Origin of the sequence: Streptomyces sp. CA-135486, assembly GCF_050936555.1 — a bacterium.
Classification (GTDB): Bacteria; Actinomycetota; Actinomycetes; order Streptomycetales; family Streptomycetaceae; genus Streptomyces.
This window is the reverse complement of the sequence record NZ_JBNJMM010000001.1, coordinates 4,061,472-4,082,132: the sequence shown is the minus strand read 5'-3', so window position 1 is coordinate 4,082,132 and position 20,661 is coordinate 4,061,472. Positions and strand designations below refer to the sequence as shown.

The window sequence follows — 20,661 nt, the reverse complement described above, 5'->3', positions numbered from 1 at the left end:
CCAGCGAACGCCGCGCGCTCACGTCGTCGTCGGCACGAGAACTCGTCCGGCCCTGCCGGCCATGCTTCGCTCCTCTCAAGGCGTTGCCTACGCCCGCGGGCGCGATGTACGCGTGGGCCAACCGCCTCCGGGGCATGCCCCGTTGGTCCGAGGCCGCTCGCCACTCAGCCCGCGGACCGGCGGAACGCCGTATCACCGCGGCTGTCGTAGACCGCCCGCGCCTCCATGACGTCACTCATATGACTGATCGACCAGTTCTTCAACGCCATCAGCGGCTCGCGCAGAGTGGCGCCCAGTTCGGTGATCTCGTACTCGACGCGGGGTGGGATCTCCGGGTGGATGGTCCGGCGGACCAGACCGTCCCGCTCCAGCGCGCGGAGTGTCTGCGTGAGCATCTTCTCGCTCACGCCCTCAAGCTTCCTGCGCAGAACGGTGTAGCGCTTGGCTCCGGATTCCGCCAGCTCCCCGAGGACGAGCACAGTCCACTTGTCGCCGATGCGGTGCAGGACATCGCGGGACGGACAGCCGCCGGCGTACGGGTCCCACTCGGTGCGCGATTCCTTCGTCATGCCCCCACCCGTCATGCCCTCATCCCTCGTCGCGTGCACGTCCCGCTGCCGCAGTAAGCGTATCCAGCGGAGGAAACTCTCCGGAGCGACGAGCACTCTACTCCGGAGAGTGCCTGGCCGCGGGCGACTCTGGCCGCATCGTGCGGTACTGCGACGGTGTGCAGCCCATGACCCGGCGGAAGCTCCGGGAGAAGTGCTCGGAGCCCGAGAAGCCGCAGCGCTGGCCTATGGCCGCGATGGTCTCGGTGCCGTTCTCCAGGTGCGTTCGCGCCGACGCGATCCTCAACTCGGTGAGATACCGGTAGGGCGTGGCGCCCGTGGCGTTCTTGAAGCAGCGCAGGAAGTGGAAGCGGCTGAAGGAGACCAGGGCGGCGAGATCGTCCAGGGTGATGGGCTGCGCAAAGTTGGCTCTCACATACGAGGTGATGGTCTCCAGTTGCTGCTGGGTGAGACCGCCCGCCGGCTCCTTCGGGGCGGCGGCGCGCGACCGCGGAATACGAAGGTGGGCGAGGATGAAACGCGCGGCCGAGTCCGCGTACACGTCGTCGGCACCGAGTTCACTGGCGGCCACCACCGCCTTCACCATTTCGGCGAGCACCGGGTCGGATGTGACAGCCGGACAGGGGTGCGGGGACTGGCGCTCCCCCATCCGGAATTCCTCTCCGACGAGCCGGCGCACCATGGCCTCGGGAATGGCGAGGGACGCGATCACGGCGGGCCTGTTCCCTCTCGGGGACACGATCAGCGGCCGGTTCGGTTCAGCGGGGGTGACGCAGACGTGCTCCGGCAGCAGGATCGTCTCCCGCGTGTTCCCGCGGCCCCCGTGGACGGCGAGGATGCCGCTCACGTGCACACTCAGCCCGATTCCCGTCGACGGCGGCACCAAAAGCGTGTGCACGCCATGGCCCAGCGTCCGCTTCCACACGTGCAGCGCGCGCCACATCGTGTGGGCCACCGCAGTGGTTCCATCCAACGTCGGCGTCCTCTCTTCCTCGGGTCCGACAGCTCTCTCCGGAACCATGACAAGAAGGAGGTGCTGTTCTCAAGGAATCCCTGCGGGAATAATCGACGCGGGGCGGGATTAATTCAGCACAGGAATTGCCGACCCCTGAATCGCCGACCCCGGGTGGGGTGAATTCGAGCCAGAAGGAATCAGCCTCGGGCTGGATTGATTCCGGACGCCTCCGCCGTGCCGCTCAGCCAGTCGCGGCGCAGCAACGGCAGTGTGTGCTCGAACTCCCGCACGCCGGTCAGCGGCAGCCGTACCTCGCAGCGTGTGCCGCGCTGCCCGTCCGGGCGGTCCGACATCGAGACCTGCCCCTGGTGCAGGGTGACCTGCTGGGCTACGAGGGTGAGGCCCAGCCCGGAGCCGGGGCTGTCCGGACCGCGCCAGAACCGCTCGAAGATCTTCTCCCGGCGTTCGGGCGGGACGCCGGGGCCGTCGTCGTCCACGGTGAGTACCGCGATCCGCTCGCCCGGCCGGTCGGACTGCCGCAGGGTCACCGCGATGGTGGCGGCACGTTCGCCGACCCTGCCGTGCACCCGGGCGTTGGTCAGCAGGTTGTCCACCGCCGAGCGCAGCCCCTCCGCCCAGCCGTGCGCGATCAGTCCCGAAGCCGCCCGCACGCACACCTCGGTCTCGGGGTGGGCGCGGCGCAGTCCGGCGACGCAGGAGTGCACCAGCTCCCCCAGGTCCAGCGCCGCGAACGCCTCCGCCTCGACCAGATCGCCCTGCGCCAGAGTCCGCAGCATCGTGAGCAGGCCGACCAGCCTCTCCTGCTCGGCCACCAACTCGGCCAGTACCTCCTCCCGTTCCGCCGTGTCGAGCTCGAACGGGCCTGCCAGGACGTCCAGGTTGGCGCGGATGCTCGTCAGTGGCGAACGCAGCTCGTGGGAGGCCGCCGCCGCGAACGACCGGGCCGTGGCCAAAGCCTCCCCGGTCCGTGCCACCTGCTCGTCGTAGCGGTTGAGCACTGTCTGCAGGGTGAGCGCGAGGTCGTCGACCTCGGCGATGCGGGTGGGGCGGTGCTCCAGCCGGGCGGAGCTGGTGCGCGGGTCGAGTTCGCTGGTACGACGTTGCAGCCGGCGCAGCGGCAACACCGCCCGGTTCGCGATGGCCCAGGCCGCCGCTCCCGCCAGCGGCAGGGCCAGCGCGGCCCCGGCGTACACACGTTGGCGCACCAGCGCCAGCTCCTCCTCGACGGTGTCCGGTGAGAACAGCCAGAGGTTGGGCCGGTCCCGCTTCCGGTCGATCGCGACGGGCAACGACAGGACCAGCCAGTCTCGGCCTTCGACGGTCACCTTCAGCGGTTTCGGGGCGCTGTACGGCAGCTGCGCGGGTGGGAGTTGGGGACCGGCTTGCAGCGTGCTCGTGGGTCCGGTGACCCGCACGCCCATGCCGCTGGTGGACTTGATGAGCCGCTGCCGGCGGGCCTCCTCGACAACCGGCTGGCCGGTCCCGGCCGCGTCCAGATAGTTCTTGGTGTTCTTGGCCACGACGGTGGCACGGGCCTGCAGTTGAGCGTCCTGCTGCTGGCGAAGGTCATCGGTTATCAGGCTCAGCAGCAGCCATCCGCAGGCCACGATCAGCACGGGTACGCCGCCGCCGACCGTGAGGGCGAGCCGGGTGGAGAGCTTCACCGGCCGCCACCGGTCGTCCGCTCACCGGCATCCGTACGCAGGACGAGTCCTTCGTCGACCATCAGCACTCGTCACCCGCATTCCGCCGACCCCGGCCCGTCCAGCGCGGACGGCCCCCGCCAACAGTACGCGGCGGGGGCGTCCCCGGGAGAGGAGCTACGGATTCCCGGCGCTCCAACAGCCGTCGCCACGGCAGTTCTTGAGTCGCTTGAGTGCGTCCTGCAGGTTCTCCAGCCGGGCTCCGCCGAGCTCCCCCACGGTGTTGTGCAGCTGGTAGGGGTCGGTGCGGAGGTCGTAGTACTCCTTCGCTCCGCTGCCGTACTCGACGTAGGTGTAGGAGTTGGTGCGCAGGGCGTGGTAGTTCGGCGGGCTGATGCTCTCCCCGCCGTTGTTGTCGGGGTCGCCCGGAGACTTGTCGGCGTGGCGGTGCTCGATCAGGTTGGTCGTACGCCAGTTGGCGTCGGAGCCGCCGTCCAGGAGCGGAAGCAGGCTGTGCCCGTCCACCCGGGACGACACCGGGGCGCCGCCGATCCGCTGGAAGGTGGGCGCGAGGTCGATGTTCGACACCTGGGCGTTGCTCGTCCTGCCTGCCGCTACGCCGGGTCCGGCGATCACCAGAGGTACCCGGACGTCGGTGTCGAAGGCGGTCTGCTTGCCCGCCTTGAGGCGGTACTCGCCCAGGTGGAAGCCGTTGTCGGAGCCGAAGACGATGTAGGTGTTGTCGGCGACTCCGGCCCTGGTCAGGGCGTTGCGCAGCTTCCTGATCATCCCATCGACCGACTGGAGCGCCTGGGCGCGCTTGCGGAACTTCCGGTCGATCGTGTTCTTTTCGCGCTGGGTGAGCCGGTCCTGCCGGGCCAGCCACGGCGGGGCGTCGGTCGGCAGCTTGTCGAACGCGGGGCTGCGCGGGGCCTCAAGGCCGGGGAAGGCGTTCTCGTGGCGGGGCGCCGGCGTGGAGGGGCCGTGCGGCGTGAAGAGCGCGATCTCCAGCAGGAACGGCTTGTTCGCCGCCGCGGACTTCCTGACGAACGCCGTGCCCTTCTTGCTCAGCACGTCGGTCAGATAGTCCTTGGGCTTGTGGCCGTGCGACTCGATCTTGTGGTTGTGGGCGAGCTTGTAGTCGTAGCCCTGGTAGCCGCCGCCGACGACGTCCCACTGGTTCCAGCCCGGCGGTACGTGCGGCTTCTGGCCCGCGACGGTGTCGTTGGGGCTGTAGCCGTTCAGGTACTTGCCCATCATGGCGGTGCGGTAGCCCTTGGCCTGCAGGGCCGTGGCGAAGGTGTCCCGCTCCTCTCCGCCGCCGTGGAAGGCGCCGAACCCGCCGTTCGGCCCCTCGTTGCTGAGGACTCCGGTGTTGTGGGGGTACCGGCCGGTGAAGATGGACGCCCGGGACGGGCAGCAGAGCGAGTTGCTGACCACGAAGTCGCTGAACGTCATGCCCTGCGACTGGAGTTTCTGAACCTCCGGCATGTACGGCAGGAGGTTCGAGGACATGTCGTCGGTGAGGACGAAGACAATGTTCGGCTTTTGGGCCGCGGCCGCGACCGGCTGTGTGGTGACGGCGGGACTGTTCATTGCCCCGCCCATTCCACTCGGAGCCGCCAGAGCCAGTGCCACTCCGCCGACTATCAGGGTCAGTAATTGACGAGTACGAATCATATCGAAAGCGTGGCAGCCGGATTCCGTGCCGGTCAACACCCATAAGTGCTGGGGGATTTATTCCGGCTCTGGCGGCCAATTAATCCGGCACGCAAAAAGGGACACCGGGCGCCGGCACGAAAGCCCGTGACGGCGCCCGGTGTTCCGGGGAGCCCAGAGGCGGGGGAAGGGAGGGGAACGCCACCCCCGGGCGGGGATCAGGCCCTGCTCGCGGCCTTGTAGAGCCTGCGGGCGCGGTCGCCGAGACGAGGGTGGTACTCGCTGGCGTCCGTGCCGACGGCGATGTTGCCGACCAGAACACCGACACCCTTGTCGGCCTTGAACTCGGCGAGGAAGGCACCGCCGCTGGATCCGCCGGTCTGCACGCAGTCGATGCCCCACATGGTGGAGCCGGGGCGCCCGAGGTCGCGGTGTTCCTTGCCCTGGCAGTGGTTCAGCCGCTCGCCGTTGCCCTCGGTGCGCGAACCGCCGTAGCCGAAGGAATGGACGTAACGCCCGTTCGGGGCATTGAACTTGATGCCCTGCGCACCACCCACGACCTTGGCCAACGGGCGGCCGTCATGCCCCCGCAGGGTCGCGAAGGCGACATCCCAGTTGGCATGCCCTGGCTGGACACGTACGACTTCAGGTGGAAGAGCTTCTTCGCGGTAAAGGTGCCGTGCGGGCGCTTGCCCTTGTGGTAGCCCGGGATGAAGATCCACTTGCGGAAGACCTCGCCGGTGCGGGCGTCAACCACACAGTGCCCGGCGGTGAGGACGACCGACTTGTTCTTGCTGTTGGCGACGGTCGCCGAGCAGGCGAACAGGCCGCCGGCGGCGTTCTCGAAGAACACCTTGCCCGCGGTCCTGCTGATCAGCCCGCCCCGCTTCCAGGCCTCCGGCTTGGAAGCGAGCGTGGACAGCGGCGTCTCATCGGCGGCGGACACAGTGGTCTCCGCGTCCGGGAAGACCACCGACGGGACTGACAGTCGCGGCCCGCCGTCATCGATGACGGAGGACGTGACGGACGACATGGCGGACGACGTGACGGCCGGCGCCTCCGGTGTGGCGGCGGGCGCGGCTATCGCCTTGGCGGCGTTCAGCCGGGCGTCGGTCCAGAACTCCAGGGCGGTGTCCTGCTCCTGGTCGGAGAAGGCGGTGGCGCGGGTCTCACTGTGGGCGGGTGCGGGCCCCGCCTGCGCCGGCCCGACGGTGGCGCCCAGTGCGGCGAGGCTGAGGGCGCTGACCAGCATCGCGGTACGTCTCATGGATCCGGCTCCGAAGAAGGGGGGTGGTGCTACGGCATGGGCGTCGCATTGGGGTGCCGGACGCTCGGGGAGTTCACGGGCGTCCGGCACCGGCTCAGCGGGTCAGCAGCTGAGGTTCTTGCCCGGCTTGACGTCGAGGATCTTGGTGAACTTCTTGTACGTCTTCACCCGGCTCTGCACCTGGGCCGGGTTGCCGCCGTTGCACTCGATGGCGCCGTTGATGCTGCGGATCGTCTGGCCGAAGCCCTTGCCCTTGACCATGGCGTTGTGCGGGGTCATGGTGCCCGCACCGGACTGGGTCATCCAGAACCACAGTCCCGTCTTCCACGCCACGACGGGGTTCTTCTGCACCAGCCCCGGCTTGTGGAGCAGGTCGATGCCGAGCGCGTCACCGGCGGCCTTGTAGTTGAAGTTCCAGCTGAGCTGGATCGGTCCGCGACCGTGGTACGCGGACTGCCCCGCCGGGCAGCCGTACGGCTGCGAGGTGTCGCAGTACGACGGCCAGTTGGCCTCGTTCTGCTCGACGATGTAGCGCCCGCCGCCGGTCTCGTGGTGGACGTTGGCGAGGAAGGCGGCCGCCTCACGCTTCTTGGTCCCCGCGTTGCCCTTGCCCGCGAAGGCCGGGTACTTCTTCATCGCCTTGACCAGAGCTTCGTAGTTGTAGAAGGGCTTGTGGTTGGGGAACATCTTGTTGTACTCCGCCTTGCTGACGACGAAGTCACCCTGGGCGGCGGGCGCGGCAGGTGCGGCGGACGCGGTCGCCGCGGTGAGGCCGGCCCCTGTCGTCGCCAGCAGCACGGCGGTCAGAAGGGCATGAGCGGTACGCATCTTCGGCATGGTGGAAACTCCTCGATTGAAGATGGAATGAATCGGTGGGTCAGCGGACAAGGAACGGGCTGGTCAACGGACGAACTTCCAGGTGACCTTGTGTATGACGCCCTTGGAGGGATTGGCCAGCTTCGCGAAAGCCGGCTGGCTGAGGTCGATGTGCTTGGGCCCGCATTCCATGCACTTGTCCCTGACCGGGACGGTGATGGTCTTGCCGCGGAAGGTCAGCCGGACCTTGAGCTTGCAGAGCGGGTCGTTGTTGGGATTGGCGGGCTTCCACCACTTCGGCGAGACCGCCACGAGCATCTGTGTCGCGGCGTCGAGCGGCTTTCCGCAGGCGCCGGTGCCGGCCTCGTTGTAGTAGGTCGCCTTGCCCTGGCGGACCTTGCCGATCGGGACGGCGGAGGCGGGCGACGCCTGGGCGACACCGAGAATGGCCGCCGCCAGGGTGACGGCGAGGACCGACTGCGTACGACGGGAAACGGGCATGACAGATCGCCTTTCGTCGGAGGATCGGAAGAGGAGAGAGGCCGTACCGGCCCGTCAGAACGGGGTCAGCGTCAGATGCATGGTCTTCGGCTGGGTGTCCTGGATGTACGACGCCCCCTCGGCCACATCGTCGAAGGCGAAGCCGTACGCCTTGCCGTTGCTCATCTGGGCGTGGATGGCCCGCGCGTAGTGGTTGGTGATCTCCGGCTTGTAGAAGGCCGCCGCGCGGGTGGTGGGCTGCTTCGGATGGCTGAGCAGCGTGGAGCGGTTGAAGCCGGCGCCCAGGATCGCGGCCACGGGACCGGTGACCCCGTCGTTGGGGGCGGCGAGCGCGCCGTCGCAGAACAGCACGTCGCGGGTGGAGGGCTTGGCGAAGGAGACCGTCGCCGGGCCGTGGAAGGTGAGCTTGCCGTTGTCGACCCGGCCGCTGAACGCGCCCGCGACGGTACGGACATGGAGCGGCTGCTGCCGGTAGGCCTGCCAGACCTTGTCGATGTACGGGTCGAAGTAGTGCTTGCCGAACCGGCCCGCGTCGAGTCCGTGACTCGGCGCGACGACCCGCCGTCCGCCGACGACCAGCCTTCCGAAGCCGGGGGTGTTCTCCATGGCCCGGAAGATCCGGGCCCGGCCGCCCTGCCGCATCCTGCCGGTGGTCTGGTCCCGGTTCCCGGACAGCCGGATCATCAGCGGCACGCTGAACATGTCCACCATGGTGGTGTTGCAGAACATGCCGGACGCGTTGTGCGTGAACTCCACGAAGTCGTGCAGCACGGGGAAGTTGGGGTCGGACTTCACCCAGCCCGCCGGGTGCTGGAGCGCGGGCCGCCCGGCCCCGTCCCGGACGGCCTTGAGCTTGAGCTTGCCGCCCAGGGAGACGTAGATCCGGCCGGACATGTGCGGCAGCCGGATCCGCGTGGGGCCGCGGGCGTCGAGCGGGATGACGTAGTCGGTGAAGCCGTTGTCCTTGTTGTCGGAGACCTTGACCGGCTCGACCGTGCCGCGGGGTGTGACCCGCACGTGACGGTCGCCCCGGGTGCCGACGATGTACAGGTGGACGTTGCGGTTGGCGTACTCACCGCTGTTGTTGTGGATGACCAGAGGCAGGCCGCCGGCGCGCTCCTCCGGGAGGGCCGGGCCGTCCTCGTCCGCGGCGAGGGCCGGACGCGCACCCGCGGCGAGCGCGGCGCCGGCCACGGCGGCACCGGCCAGCGAGGTGAGCGCCCTGCGGCGGGAGAACACCGGTGAATCAAGCGGCACCATGCGGGAATTCCCTTTCTTTACCACGGGGCATGTCCGTTCCTTTCTCGAACGCTCCTTGCGTGAACGCGGTCAAACCTAGCCAGCGGTGACGCGCGACGGTCATCAAAAGTTGCTGCGGGACGGACAGTTGTTGCGCGGACAGTTGTTGCGCGGACCGCGAACGGAAAAGAGGGCTGTGCCTGCCCGACGTTTTCGACGAAAGCGTCGGGCAGGCACAGCCTAGGGAAATGCGCGTGAAAAGGGTGGACCGGGATCAGCGCAGGGTCGCCTCGATGAACGAGAACGGCGTGGGGGTGGCGACGATTCGGTCCAGGGTGAATCCGGCCGCGTCCAGCAGCGCCTCGTACTCCTCGGCGGTGCGCTCCCGTCCGGTCAGCATGGCCAGCATGGTCAGGTCGACGAACTTGGCGGGGTGCGGGGCGTCGCCGGGCGGGATTCACGGACTCGACGAGCACGACACGCGCGCCACGAGCGGCCGCCGCCTTGACCGTCCACAGGATCCGCAGGCAGGCCCCGTCGTCCCAGTCGTGGAGGATGTAGGAAAGCACGTACACGTCCGCCTGGGGCACGGACTCGAAGAAGTCCCCGGCGACGACGTCCACCCTGTCCGCGAGCCCGTGTTCGGCGAGCACCTTCCGCGCCGCGGGCACCACCTCGGGCCGGTCGAAGACGATGCCCCGCCGGTCCGGCTCACCGGCCAGGAACTGGCAGATCATGGCTCCGTCAGCCCTCCGACGTCGGCGACGACACCTTCTTCCGGCAGCGAATAGTCATCAAACATCCCGGCTCGCAGGCCCTTGGTGACACCGGCCATGGCACGGTTCTGCGTCTCGACCTGAGCCGGGAACCTGGAGATCCAGTCGAAGAACGGCTCACCGTAGTAATGGCCGGCGGCGTTCTCACGGTCACGGCCGTGTGCAGGAGTTCACCGAAGGGCGCGTAGTGGGTTTCCACCAGAACAGCCCCAGGTCACGGACCGAGCCGGGCTGTCCGTCGGCGAGGGTCGCGCCGAGATCGGTGACCTCGACCAGACCGTCTTCGGTCCGGAAAACCCCGAGCGGCGCGAGCGCACGGACGATACGCCGGAGCACATCGGCGTTCGTGCCCGTCGCGGCAGCGAGCTGCTCGACCGTGAGCGGACCGTCCGCGAGGGCGGTGGACAGGCCCTGTTTGGCCACGACATACAGCGCCATGCGATATCTGCCTGCTCGGGGAGCACTACCTGCCGGAGCCGGGCTGACGCTGCGTCAGAACTTGGGCGCTCCGGTGAGCACATCGGCGAGACCGACCGCGGGCCGACCGATCAACCGACGCAGATCCCCACTGCTGGTGAACAACTCGCCGCGCTTGAGCCCGAGGTCGGAGTCGGCGAGGACTTCGGCGAGTTCGGCGGGCAGCCCGGCGTCGAGGAGCGCGGCACGGTACTGCTCGGCGGGAAGGTCGCTGTAGATGACATGCCTGCCTGAGGCGTCGGACAGCGCGGAGGCCAACTCGGCGAGCGTGAAGGCGTTTTCCCCGCCCAGTTCGTACACGGACCCCGCATGCCCCTCGCCGGCGAGAACGGCCGCCGCGACCTCCGCGTAGTCACGCCGGGAGGCGGCGCTGACCCGGCCGCCACCGGCACTGCCCGGCACGACGCCGGTCTCCAGGTAGAGCGGGAACTGTGACGTGTAGTTCTCCAGGTACCAGCCGTTGCGCAGGACGACGAAGGGAACGCCACTGTCGCGCAGATACTGCTCGGTCTTCGCATGAGCGTCGGCGAGCATCATGCCGGCGGTACGGGCGTTGAGCGTGCTGGTGTAGACGATGAGTTCGGCACCGGCGTCCTTGGCGGCGTCGATGGCCCGCACATGGTTGTCGTACCGCTCACCGACGGTCGTCGTCGACACGATCAGCACCTTCCGCACCCCCTGGAAGGCCTGGACGACACTCCCAGAATCGGCGAAGTCGGCCCGCCGCACGTGAACGCCCCGCTCGGCCAGATCGGCCAGCCGGTCGGTGTTCCGCCCGGTGGCGACGATGTCCTGCGACGCCACTCCACGCCGCAGCAACTCCTCCACAACGAGCCGGCCAAGCTGCCCGGTCGCTCCGGTAACCGCGATCGACATGTCTCACTCCTGGTACGTAGGTCTGGGAGGGCTCGAGCGCCCCGCCAGCAGTACACAGAAGTAACTCCCCATCGGGAAGTGACCACTTTTTGGTTAGTCGACTCCCCAAAGGAGAGTAAGCAGGTCAGGGAGATGTCGGGCAGCAAGATAGGAGCGTGAAGGCAGACGAGTCGGGCTGTACGCCGGGTTCTGCGCTCCAGCACCTCGCGGCCTCTGGGGTGACGGCCATCCATCTGGGACCGGCATTGCCGCCGGTCGCGTGCGGTCTACCCGCGGACTCGGGCGGGCAGCCCTCGAACGTCCGCGCAGAGCCGCCTTTGGCAGCGGCTCCTCTTGACCTTGCTCCGGGTGGGGTTTACCTAGCTGCCCAGGTCACCCTGGGCACTGGTGGTCCCTTACACGCCGTTTCACCCTTACCGAGGACCGAAGTCCCCGGCGGTTTGTGTTTCTGTGGCAACTGTCCCGCGGGTCACCCCGGGTGGCCGTTAGCCACCACCCTGCCCTGTGGAGCCCGGACACGTTCTCGGGGAGATCCGCAAGGATCTCCACGCGCACTTCGGAGAGCATTGCCCCACAGTACTTCGGGCGACCGCCTCCAGGAGGCCCGGGAGCAGGGCTGGCTTGGCAAGGTCGCCGCCATCGAGACCACCATGCTCGCCGCAGCGCAGAAGCTGGAGGTCATGCTCGAGCGTGCAGCGCAACCGTCCACCGTCAGCCTGGGCATGCCCGACTTCCGCCGGAACGCCGGACGAAGCAGCGCCGAGCCCGAAGCCCCACCAACCGCGGCAGGCCCGTTGTGAGTCGACCGCCCATTCGGGACGGTTGCCGCCGCGAGATCAAGTCTTGGGAAGGAAGTCCCGCCAGAACGAGACGGTCGCCTGCGGGCGCCAGTCGTCGGGGGTGTGGTCGTCGAAATCGTCGAACTCGTGGTTGACGTAGTCGACTAGGTCAGTGCCGTAACAGATGATGTCGGTGCCCCACACTGAGAGAACCGGGTGACCGTGGGAGCCATGGCCGGCGGGCAGGAACCGATGCCCGTAGATGGGAACGAGCTTGGGGACCCGAGCAAGCAGCGCCTGAGCTTGCTGAAGGACCTCGTCGGCATCCTCCGGCCGTTGTCCCCAGCTCGGATGCCAGTAGCCGCGTCGGACCGACAGGGCAATGCCCTCCACGGGCCACTCAAGCCTCTCTCGGAGTCCTTTGGGGTCGCCGTTGCGCCAGTCCGGCCACGGGTTCTCCCACGTGTCCCCCTCTTCGGGCGGCTGACTGACCGGCAAGCCCGACGCCAGGAAAGCCCGGTGGTCGTCGGCAAACTCGATGCCGTACTCCTGCTCAATACACTGGAACTCGATCTCGCTCAGCCCCGGCGCTATCTCGCAGCAGTCCGCAACGGCGAGAAGGCGCGCTGCTTTGATACCCAGCTTCATCCCATCCGGCTGCATCACGTTGGAACAGTACTGGCCGCGCCATCTGGGCTCGGACAGTTTTCGAAGATCACCTGGCTTCAGCCGGAGCCCGCCTGACGCGAGATGAGCTCAGGCGCGCGGCGGCAGGACCTCGATCAAGGTGGCCGTTCCGGCAACAGGTCGGGCTTCGTACATGGTGATCACATCGCCGCACTTCAGGTGCCTCCACTGCTCGGGGCTCAGTAGCTGTTGTCGTTCCGATCTTGAGGGGTGCGCGTCGAACGGGAGTCCCGATCGGGTGGTTGCCGCCGGCTGCGGGCATGAAGGCAGACACCTCACGATGCCAGCGCGTCAAGCTGCGGCGGCGAGTTTGGTGGGGAATGCCGTGTGTTCGTCGAACAGCTTGCGGTGCTGTAGGCAGTGGTAGAGCTGGCCGATCATGCGGTTGAAGAGGTTGCGCTGGGCGGCGGCGTGCTCGCGTCGTCGCCGGTAGTGGGCGTTGGCTCCGGCGGATGGTCGGAGTGAGGCGAAGGCCCATAGGTAGCCGGCATGGTTGAGCCGGTCGTTCTTCACCCACCGCCGTGTGATGGCCGACTTCTTGCCGGAGGCCCTGGTGATGGGTGAAGAGCCGGCGTATGCCTTCAGGCCGCGGGCGTCGGCGAAGCGGGTGCGGTCGTCCCCGATTTCAGCCAGGATCCGGGCGGCGAGCTGGATGCCGAGCCCGGGGAAGCTCAGCAGGATCTCGGCGTCCGGGTGCTCAGGGAACGCCTCTTCCACCGCCTCGGCGAGCTGGTCGTCTGCGGTGCAGGCGGCTTCCAGTTGGATGAGGAGGGCGAGCATCTGCTTTCCGAACGCCTCCTCGACCAGCGGCGGCTGGTGGGCCCACGCGGCGCGGAAGACGTCGCGGACGCGGTCGGCCTCCGCCTCGATGCCGCGCTTGCGGCAAGCTCGCTTGAGGGCGGCCTGGAGCTGGGTGCGGGTCAGCCGCGCGGCCCGAGAGGGAGTCGGTGCGGCCTTGAGAAGTTCGCGGGCCTCGGGGCGGCACAAGCCGTTGGTCCACGTGGCGAAAGCTTCCAGGGCGGCCGGGTAGTACTCGCGCAGCAGGGAGCGTAACTGGTTGGCGATCTGCTGCCGGTTCCACAGCGCGTCCTGCTGGGCGCGGGCCAGAACAGCGATGGCGCGGCCGAGGTCGGAGTCGCCCGGCAGCGGCCGGTGGGCGTGCATGTCGGTGCGCAGGACGTTCGCGAGCACGAGTGCGTCGCCGGGATCGGACTTCTTGCGCGAGACGGAGTGCCGGTCGCGGTAGCGGGCGGCGGCCAGTGGGTTGATCGCGAACACCTTCCGCTTCCCGGTGCGCAACACGGCAACCAGCAGGCCGCGCGAGGTCTCGATCGCCACGGGGATCGGGTTCTCCTCGGTGTCGCCGTGCTCGGCAAGCAACTCCAGCAGCAGTTTGTAGCCGGCCGCGTCGTCGGTGATGTGCCGCTTGGCCACCAGCGCCCCGGCATCGTCGACCAGGGCGACGTCGTGGGTTCGTTCCGCCCAGTCGATTCCGCAGTAGATCAAGGTAGTTCCCTCCCCGATGCGTAGGTGTTTGCGCTGGTCACGAGCGTATGCGGGCCACGCGAGCGACCTAATCCCAGGCATCAGCCGTCTTGCGGATGTGCCTCCACCTCACTAGCCGTTCGTGGCACCAGCGCACCCCACGGGCCTCGGTCTGCGCGGGAGCTCGGACGGCTCGGGCGTATCAAGAGGTCACCGTGCGGCGGGCTCGCACCACCAAGCCAACGAGTGATCAAGCGGCGGGTGTTGACGCTCGACGGCTCTGGACGGCGCCGCTCTGGCTGGAGGCATCAAGGCCCAGACCTGCACAGGTGTCCGTCCAGTGCCGACGAGCACCAACAGCCGTCGACAGGGGTGGCGGCCACGCTGCACCGCATGTCGCCGCTCTGCCTTGAGGCATCACACGCCAGGGCCTCTTGGGGCATCCGTACGGCGCTCACGTGACCGCCACCACCATGAGCACCAGGACCGTGCACGCTGTCTAAAGCGAGGCGTTGCCCGCCCGGCAGCCACGAGGTGTCACGGTCCGGCACTCGAACATCCCGGGAACCAACCGCTTCCTCGGAACGCCCTTAGCAACGGATTAGGGCCTCTTGGTAGCTCGGGGTTGCGAAGCCAACCGAGATCCAGGAGACCCTGTTGCCGCAGTTGTACGTGCTCCCGCCGGTAAAGTTCAACTCGGTTGCACCGTCGTGTGATTGTGTCGCTCACCGGTTCGGGAATGCGGCCGATCACCCGGGGCGGATTCGCATGGTCGTCGCAACGTTGCAGGCTCAGAGTGCCAGAGCTGCGGCGAATGCTTGAGCTGGGGTCTGCCAACTCAGTGTCTTGCGGGGCCGGTTGTTCAGCCGGTGCTCGATGGCGCGGAGGTCGTCAGCGGTGTGGAGGGACAGGTTCGTGCGCTTGGGCAGGTACTGCCGGATCAGGCCGTTGGTGTTTTCGTTCGTCCCCCGCTCCCAGGGACTGCCGGGGCGGGCGAAGAAGATCCCGTCGGTGAAGTAGTGCGCGAGTTCATGATGGCGGGCCATCTCGGAGCCTTGGTCCCAGGTGAGACTCCGGCGGGCCTGCTCCGGCAGATTGCTGAGGCTGGCGATGAGGGCATCACGCAGCTGGCCGGCGGAGTGTCCCTCAGGCAGGGGGACCAGGCGGAGATAGCGGGTGCGGCGGTCGACGAGGGCGGCGACGGCGGACTGGCTGCGGGCGCCCACGACGAGGTCGCCTTCCCAGTCGCCGAGACGCTCGCGCAGCTCGATGATCGCTGGTCGGCGCTCGATGAGGACGGCGGGTGCGACAAATCTGGGCATGCGCTGGTCAGCGCGGCGGCGCTTCTTTCGTAGCGGCCGGCCAGTGCGGAGTTTCCTTGTCAAGGTCCTGCTCAGGCCACCCTTGACGCCTTGGTAGAGGGCTCGGTAGATGGTCTCGTGGCAAAGGTGCCGATCGGGGTGCTCGGGCCAGCGGGCCCTCAGATGGGCGGCGATCTGCTCCGGACTCCACTCCAGATCGAGCTTGGACTGAACCTCCACTTTCAGCTCGGGATCCGTGGCCAGCTTGGCGCGTCTGGGACGTCCGGCCCGTTCGCGGCAGCGGTGGTGAGCCAGGTCGGCGTCATATCTGCCGTAGTCATGTGGGCGGATGTTGCGCCGCAACTCCCGGCTCACAGTCGACGGTGCACGTCCGAGCAGGCCCGCTATCTCCCGGATCGTCAGACCGCGTTCGCGCAATGAGGCGATCCTGCGGCGTTCCAACAGCGACAGGTACCGGCCTGACCGGGATGTCTCTGGCAGATAGTCGGGTTTCAGGCCGCCGTTCTCCGCCCGCCACCGGTAGCCCGTTTTCCGTCCGATCCCCAGTCGCCTGCACGCCTCGACACTGCCCACCCGGCCCCAAGAAGGCGCCAGTTCTCGGCTTCGAGCTCCAGCCTGCGCTTACGTCCCCGCCTCGCCACCAACAAGAGGACCCTGAGTCAGTCAGGCGGTGGGTCAGACCCCGCCAGGGAACGCTCACGGACATCCTCACTGTCAGGCGGCACAGCCGCGCCCAGCCGGCCCTGTTCTCGGCGAGCAGCACGATGCGCAGCGGCCGCTCCAGCACGTGGTGTCGGAGTACATGTGAAGGTGCTCAGCCACGTACGGATGAACGTGCTCAGTTCGTACGGTGCTGAGTGCCATGATTACGATTTGGGCCCTGGGGGCGACCCGCCGCCGTCGTGCGTGGATGGGCGGGGTAAGCCTCGGTGCCCCGCCCATCGACGCTCAGAAGTGCCGCTTGCTACTTCGGGCTGCCCCTTTCCAGGAAACCCGGGGCTGTTGTTTCGCGGAACCCGTGTGGCCCCTCCTCGTGAGGACGGTGCCGTCGTTTGATGGTCACGGTCACTGGTTCGCTCTGGGTGATGGCCCCGGTCGGGTCGGTGGCGATGGCGATGAAGGTGTGCTTACCGCTAGTCCTCGCTGTTCGCCCCGTGCATCTCCAACTCCCGGCATCGTTCACAGTGGCCGAACAGATCTGCCTCTTGCCTTCGGTGATGGTGATGGTGTCGCCAGCTCCACCAGTACCAGTGAATGCCAACCCGCAGCCGCCTCGTCCTGTCCGGTTGCCGGCCTCGTGCCCGTGCTCGCTGCACCGCCTGATGGTGTTGCCGTCGGCAGGTGTGGTGATCACCGGTGCGGCAGGGCCGGTCGTGTCGATGGTGATCGTAATCGGCTCGCCCTGGGTGGTGTTCCCCGCCGCGTCGGTGGCGGTGGGGGTGATGGTGCGTTGACCGTCTGTCAGGGCGGTGGTGGGGGTGCAAGACCAGTTGCCGGCCGCGTCGACCGTCGCGGTGCAGACCGGGCTGCCCGCATCCGTCAGCGTCACCGTCGTCCTGGCCTCACCGGTCCCGGCGAAGTCCGGAGTGCTGTCGTTGATGGTGCTGCCGTCGGCAGGTGTGGTGATCACCGGTGCGGCAGGGCCGGTCGTGTCGATGGTGATCGTAATCGGCTCGCCCTGGGTGGTGTTCCCCGCCGCGTCGGTGGCGGTGGGGGTGATGGTGCGTTGACCGTCTGTCAGGGCGGTGGTGGGGGTGCAAGACCAGTTGCCGGCCGCGTCGACCGTCGCGGTGCAGACCGGGCTGCCCGCATCCGTCAGCGTCACCGTCGTCCTGGCCTCACCGGTCCCGGCGAAGTCCGGAGTGCTGTCGTTGATGGTGCTGCCGTCGGCAGGTGTGGTGATCACCGGTGCGGCAGGGCCGGTCGTGGTGAGGAAGACCGACACCGATCCGCCGGTGTTGGCGCTGGTCAGGTCCAGGTTGCCGTCACCGTCCAGATCACCCACAGCCACCGAGATCGGCCCGTCCCCGGCGGGGTAGGCGACCTGGGGTGCGAAGGTGCCGTCCCCGTTGCCCGGCAGCACCGACACCGTGTCCGTGCCGAAGTTGGCGGTGGTCAGGTCCAGGTTGCCGTCACCGTCCAGATCACCCACAGCCACCGACCGGGGCCCGTCTCCGGCGGGGTAGGCGACCGGGGGCGCCAGGGTGCCGTCCCCGTTGCCCGGCAGCACCGACACCGTGTTCGCGTTGCGGTTGGCGGTGGTCAGGTCCAGGTTGCCGTCACCGTCCAGATCACCCACAGCGACCCACTGCGGCGCGTCTCCGGCGGGGTAGGCGACCTGGGGTGCGAAGGTGCCGTCCCCGTTGCCCGGCAGCACCGACACCGTGTCCGCGTCGAAGTTGGCGATGGTCAGGTCCAGGTCCCCGTCACCGTCCAGATCACCCACAGCCACCGAGAACGGCCCGCTCCCGGTGGGGTAGGCGACCTGGGGTGCGAAGGTGCCGTCCCCGTTGCCCAGCAGCACCGACACCGTGTCCGCGAAGCGGTTGGCGGCGGTCAGGTCCAGGTCGCCGTCACCGTCCAGATCACCCACAGCCACCGAGAACGGCCCGTCCCCGGCGGGGTAGGCGACCTGGGGTGCGAAGGTGCCGTCCCCGTTGCCCAGCAGCACCGACACCGTGTCCGCGCCGATGCTGGCGGCGGTGAGGTCCAGGTCGCCGTCACCGTCCAGATCACCCACAGCCACCGACCGCGGCTCGTCTCCGGCGGGGTAGGCGACCTGGGGTGCGAAGGTGCCGTCCCCGTTGCCCAGCAGCACCGACACCGTGTCCGCGTTGAAGTTGGCGGTGGTCAGGTCCAGGTCCCCGTCACCGTCCAGATCACCCGCAGCCACCCACTCCGGCCCGGCCCCCGTGGGGTACTCGACATGGGGTGCGAAGCTCGGGGCCGCGGCCCATGCCGTCCCGGCTTGAGGGAACAACCCCAGGGCCAGCCCCGTCATCATCAGGGCCACAATCAGAGTCAATGTGCCGCGTGTAGCTTTTGTCACTGCACTGTCCCGGTCACAGGCTCTGACATCGTCGTCTCTCCGTTTCCCTGCCACGCCCGACACGCCCTTCGTGGCGAAGGCGGCATCCCGAGCTTGCCAACCCGGCACCGCCCCCCTGCCCCACACCCGTCCAACGCGAGCCGAGAGCACCCGATAAGACCAGTGCGAGCAGTCTGCCGAGGACCTGGCTGAGGACTGTCCGTGGCCTGCTGCTGGTTGTGGCTGTCACGGCGGCGAGTGTGCAGGACCGCATGCGGCCGTGCCGTTGCTGGTAGCACCCGTATCAAGGCACCGGAGGATTTCGCCGGTGCGGGCCGACGGTGGCATTGGGGGAATCGAGACGCCGGCTCGCGCGGGACTACGAGGCCCTGCCCGCCACCAGCGAGGTACTGATCCAGCGGTCGCCCTGCTGACGGAGGTCGCCACCCGTCTCCACGTCCGCGACGCCGCCGCTCAGCCCGGCCTCGACCCCACCGAACCCTCACCCCCGAAGACGACGACGCCCGCCTCACCCGACAAACAGCCCGCCCACACTCTCACCCGCAACCGCTCACCGACTGGCCGCGATCCAGCGCAGACGGCACCCCGGAAAACCGTCACAGCACCTCGCTGATCAGCAGTCACAGCATCAGGAACTGAGCACGTTCGCTCGTACGTGGCTGAGCACGTTCACTTGTACGCCGACACGTGGGCGCCACCGCGTACCGGGGTGCGGCGGCGCTGCGCACGCACGGCAGCAAGGGGGGCGACGGCCAGGTCGATGCCGAAGACGGGGCGGATGCCGTGCTCTATGGCGGCCTTGGCGAAGCGCACCGCGCCGGTGACGGTGTCGCGGTCGGTCAGCGCCAGCGCGCTCATGCCGCGCTCGGCCGCCCGCACGACCAGGTCCTCGGGGTGGGAGGCCTCGTCCCGGGCGGAGTAACCGGACGCCACGTGCACGTGGGTAAAACCCAAGACCGGGAAGTTAGGGCGGTCTTGCTGGTTGACGTGGGAACGGAGCCCGGCGCGAACTGTGAGTGTCGAGGTCACGGTTCGAGGGGGCTCCGTTGTCTGTTCAGTGTGCCACCGCCGGCGTGGTTGCGGACCGGTCACGGGTGTGGATGCCGGGTCAACTAGGGGTGCTGACGCGGTGGGTGCCGCCGTCGTTGGTGGACGAAGTCATTGAGACGGCGGGCCGCAGGGAGCGTCGGGTGCGGCTGTTGCCGGCCCGGGTGGTGGTCTACTTCCTGCTGGCCATGGCGCTGTTCACGGACTGTGGGTATCGCGGCGTGTGGGCGGCACTGACCGCCGGACTGCCGGGCCCATCGGTGCCCGATCCGTCTACGGCCGCGTTGCGGCAGGCCAGGCGCCGGCTGGGGACAGCCCCGTTGGCCCTGCTGTTCGACCGGCTGCGCGGGCCCCTCGGCACGGCCGACACGCTCGGAGTGTTCTGGCGGGGGTTGCGGCTGGTGGCCTGGGACGGCACTTGCCTGGAAGTCGCTGACAGCCCCGCGAACGTCGCCCATTTCACCCGGCATGGCGTCCGCACCACGCGCCCGGCCGGCTACCCGCAGGTGCGGCTGACAGCCCTGGTCGAATGCGGCACCCGTGCAGTGATCGATGCAGTCTTCGGGCCGTTGCGGCACAAGGAACTCCCGCAGGCCCACGACCTGCTGCCCGCCTTGAAGCCAGGGATGCTGCTGCTGGCCGACCGCGGATACGACGGTTTCGAAGCGATCCGGGATGCCGCAGCCACCGGCACCGATTTGCTCTGGCGCGTGCAGGCCGGACGCCTGCTGCCGGTCATCCACCCACTGCCGGACGGCACCCACCTCACCCTGATCACAGACCGCCGATCCGGCGACCGGCTCGCCCGATGGCTGCACCGCGGCCGCATCACCCCACCGCCCTCACGTCGATCACCATGCGCGTGATCAGCTACCAGATCACCGTCACCGCGGCGGACGGCACCACCCGCACCAGCACCGTGCGCCTGGTCACCACCCTGCTGGACCCCCACACGCACCCGGCCTGCGAGCTGGCTGCCCTCTACCACCAGCGCTGGGAGATCGAGACCGCCTACTTCGGGCTGAAAGTGACCCTGCGCGGCCCCGATCGCGTCCTGCGCTCACACACAGTCGAGGGTGTTGAGCAGGAGCTCTACGCGCTGCTGGCCGTCTTCCAGATCACCCGCATGGCCATCACCCACGCGGCCACCGCCACCGGCATCGACCCCGACCGGCTGTCATTCACCATCGCCCTGAGAACCGCCCGCCACAGTGTGATCACCGCCGACGCCACCGGACCGCCGGCCCGCCTGGCCGCCATCCTGACCCACACCCGCAACCTCGCACCCGCACGGCGTCGCTCCCGCACCAGCCCGCGGTGTGTCAAGCGCACCCTGTCGCCCTACGCCTACAACAAGACGGCCGGCAGCGTCGGACACAAAGCACACGTGACCACCAACGTCACGCTCCTGACCAGCGCCAGACCCTAACTTCCCGGTCTTGGGGTAAAACCCGCCCTGCCGCGCCTCCGAACACCACTGACCCCACCTGTCT

The 20,661-nt window shown here is 68.4% G+C and carries 18 protein-coding genes, 1 other RNA gene and 2 pseudogenes; 3 read left to right on the top strand and 18 right to left on the bottom strand.

Going from position 1 to position 20,661, the window contains the following annotated elements:
- Nucleotides 1–164: 164 nt before the first annotated feature.
- The 13 genes and pseudogenes from ACQEVG_RS18490 to rnpB all read right to left on the bottom strand — a co-directional run bounded on the left by ACQEVG_RS18490 (nucleotide 165) and on the right by rnpB (nucleotide 11,358).
- Nucleotides 165–569, bottom strand: coding sequence for a winged helix-turn-helix transcriptional regulator (locus ACQEVG_RS18490; RefSeq protein ID WP_432984633.1), 405 nt, complete (start codon nucleotides 567–569; stop codon nucleotides 165–167).
- 97 nt (nucleotides 570–666) lie between these two features.
- Entirely contained in the window at nucleotides 667–1,542 is an 876-nt protein-coding gene (locus ACQEVG_RS18485) for a helix-turn-helix domain-containing protein (protein ID WP_432984630.1), read from the bottom strand.
- A 179-nt stretch (nucleotides 1,543–1,721) separates the two neighbouring features.
- On the bottom strand, nucleotides 1,722–3,209 hold the full coding sequence (locus tag ACQEVG_RS18480) for a sensor histidine kinase (RefSeq protein WP_432984627.1): 1,488 nt from the start codon (nucleotides 3,207–3,209) through the stop codon (nucleotides 1,722–1,724).
- Nucleotides 3,210–3,365: 156 nt separating this feature from the next.
- Nucleotides 3,366–4,784, bottom strand: a complete 1,419-nt coding sequence (locus tag ACQEVG_RS18475; RefSeq protein ID WP_432984624.1) for a sulfatase family protein — start codon at nucleotides 4,782–4,784, stop codon at nucleotides 3,366–3,368.
- 281 nt (nucleotides 4,785–5,065) lie between these two features.
- Entirely contained in the window at nucleotides 5,066–5,251 is a 186-nt protein-coding gene (locus ACQEVG_RS18470) for a hypothetical protein (RefSeq protein WP_432984621.1), read from the bottom strand.
- 50 nt (nucleotides 5,252–5,301) lie between these two features.
- A complete protein-coding gene (locus tag ACQEVG_RS18465; RefSeq protein ID WP_432984618.1) occupies nucleotides 5,302–6,114 on the bottom strand; it encodes a trypsin-like serine peptidase in 813 nt (270 codons plus the stop codon).
- 102 nt (nucleotides 6,115–6,216) lie between these two features.
- Nucleotides 6,217–6,951: a chitinase gene (locus ACQEVG_RS18460; RefSeq protein WP_432984615.1), complete on the bottom strand. Its 735-nt coding sequence runs from the start codon at nucleotides 6,949–6,951 to the stop codon at nucleotides 6,217–6,219.
- Nucleotides 6,952–7,014: 63 nt separating this feature from the next.
- Nucleotides 7,015–7,431, bottom strand: coding sequence for a cysteine/serine endopeptidase inhibitor (locus ACQEVG_RS18455; protein WP_432984612.1), 417 nt, complete (start codon nucleotides 7,429–7,431; stop codon nucleotides 7,015–7,017).
- 54 nt (nucleotides 7,432–7,485) lie between these two features.
- Entirely contained in the window at nucleotides 7,486–8,691 is a 1,206-nt protein-coding gene (locus tag ACQEVG_RS18450; protein WP_432984609.1) for a beta-1,3-glucanase family protein, read from the bottom strand.
- A gap of 253 nt (nucleotides 8,692–8,944) precedes the next feature.
- Nucleotides 8,945–9,407, bottom strand: a pseudogene (locus ACQEVG_RS18445) (methyltransferase).
- A gap of 189 nt (nucleotides 9,408–9,596) precedes the next feature.
- Nucleotides 9,597–9,884, bottom strand: a complete 288-nt coding sequence (locus tag ACQEVG_RS18440; protein ID WP_432984606.1) for a methyltransferase family protein — start codon at nucleotides 9,882–9,884, stop codon at nucleotides 9,597–9,599.
- A 54-nt stretch (nucleotides 9,885–9,938) separates the two neighbouring features.
- Nucleotides 9,939–10,799, bottom strand: coding sequence for an SDR family oxidoreductase (locus ACQEVG_RS18435; protein WP_432984603.1), 861 nt, complete (start codon nucleotides 10,797–10,799; stop codon nucleotides 9,939–9,941).
- A gap of 162 nt (nucleotides 10,800–10,961) precedes the next feature.
- Nucleotides 10,962–11,358, bottom strand: an RNA gene (rnpB, locus tag ACQEVG_RS18430) — RNase P RNA component class A.
- 7 nt (nucleotides 11,359–11,365) lie between these two features.
- Here rnpB and ACQEVG_RS18425 point away from each other — a divergent pair.
- Nucleotides 11,366–11,599: a hypothetical protein gene (locus ACQEVG_RS18425; RefSeq protein ID WP_432984600.1), complete on the top strand. Its 234-nt coding sequence runs from the start codon at nucleotides 11,366–11,368 to the stop codon at nucleotides 11,597–11,599.
- A 36-nt stretch (nucleotides 11,600–11,635) separates the two neighbouring features.
- On the opposite strand, the gene ACQEVG_RS18420 is transcribed toward ACQEVG_RS18425, so the two are convergent.
- From ACQEVG_RS18420 to ACQEVG_RS18400, 5 genes and pseudogenes are all read right to left on the bottom strand, one after another.
- On the bottom strand, nucleotides 11,636–12,241 hold the full coding sequence (locus tag ACQEVG_RS18420) for a hypothetical protein (RefSeq protein ID WP_432985480.1): 606 nt from the start codon (nucleotides 12,239–12,241) through the stop codon (nucleotides 11,636–11,638).
- A gap of 315 nt (nucleotides 12,242–12,556) precedes the next feature.
- Entirely contained in the window at nucleotides 12,557–13,789 is a 1,233-nt protein-coding gene (locus ACQEVG_RS18415; RefSeq protein WP_432985477.1) for an IS110 family transposase, read from the bottom strand.
- Between the two features lie 752 nt (nucleotides 13,790–14,541).
- The gene (locus ACQEVG_RS18410; protein ID WP_432984597.1) at nucleotides 14,542–15,489 is read right to left on the bottom strand and encodes an IS30 family transposase; all 948 of its coding nucleotides are present in this window, start codon (nucleotides 15,487–15,489) and stop codon (nucleotides 14,542–14,544) included.
- 547 nt (nucleotides 15,490–16,036) lie between these two features.
- On the bottom strand, nucleotides 16,037–18,097 hold the full coding sequence (locus tag ACQEVG_RS18405) for an FG-GAP-like repeat-containing protein (protein WP_432984594.1): 2,061 nt from the start codon (nucleotides 18,095–18,097) through the stop codon (nucleotides 16,037–16,039).
- 708 nt (nucleotides 18,098–18,805) lie between these two features.
- Nucleotides 18,806–19,075 (bottom strand): annotated as a pseudogene (locus tag ACQEVG_RS18400) (PHP domain-containing protein); the annotation flags it as partial.
- A 194-nt stretch (nucleotides 19,076–19,269) separates the two neighbouring features.
- Between ACQEVG_RS18400 and ACQEVG_RS18395 the strand changes: the two are divergent.
- Complete coding sequence (locus ACQEVG_RS18395) at nucleotides 19,270–20,034, top strand: IS4 family transposase (RefSeq protein ID WP_432984591.1); 765 nt, start codon at nucleotides 19,270–19,272, stop codon at nucleotides 20,032–20,034.
- A complete protein-coding gene (locus ACQEVG_RS18390; RefSeq protein WP_432984588.1) occupies nucleotides 20,025–20,597 on the top strand; it encodes a hypothetical protein in 573 nt (190 codons plus the stop codon). Before ACQEVG_RS18395 ends, ACQEVG_RS18390 begins: the two co-directional genes overlap by 10 nt.
- The last annotated feature ends 64 nt before the right edge of the window (nucleotides 20,598–20,661 follow it).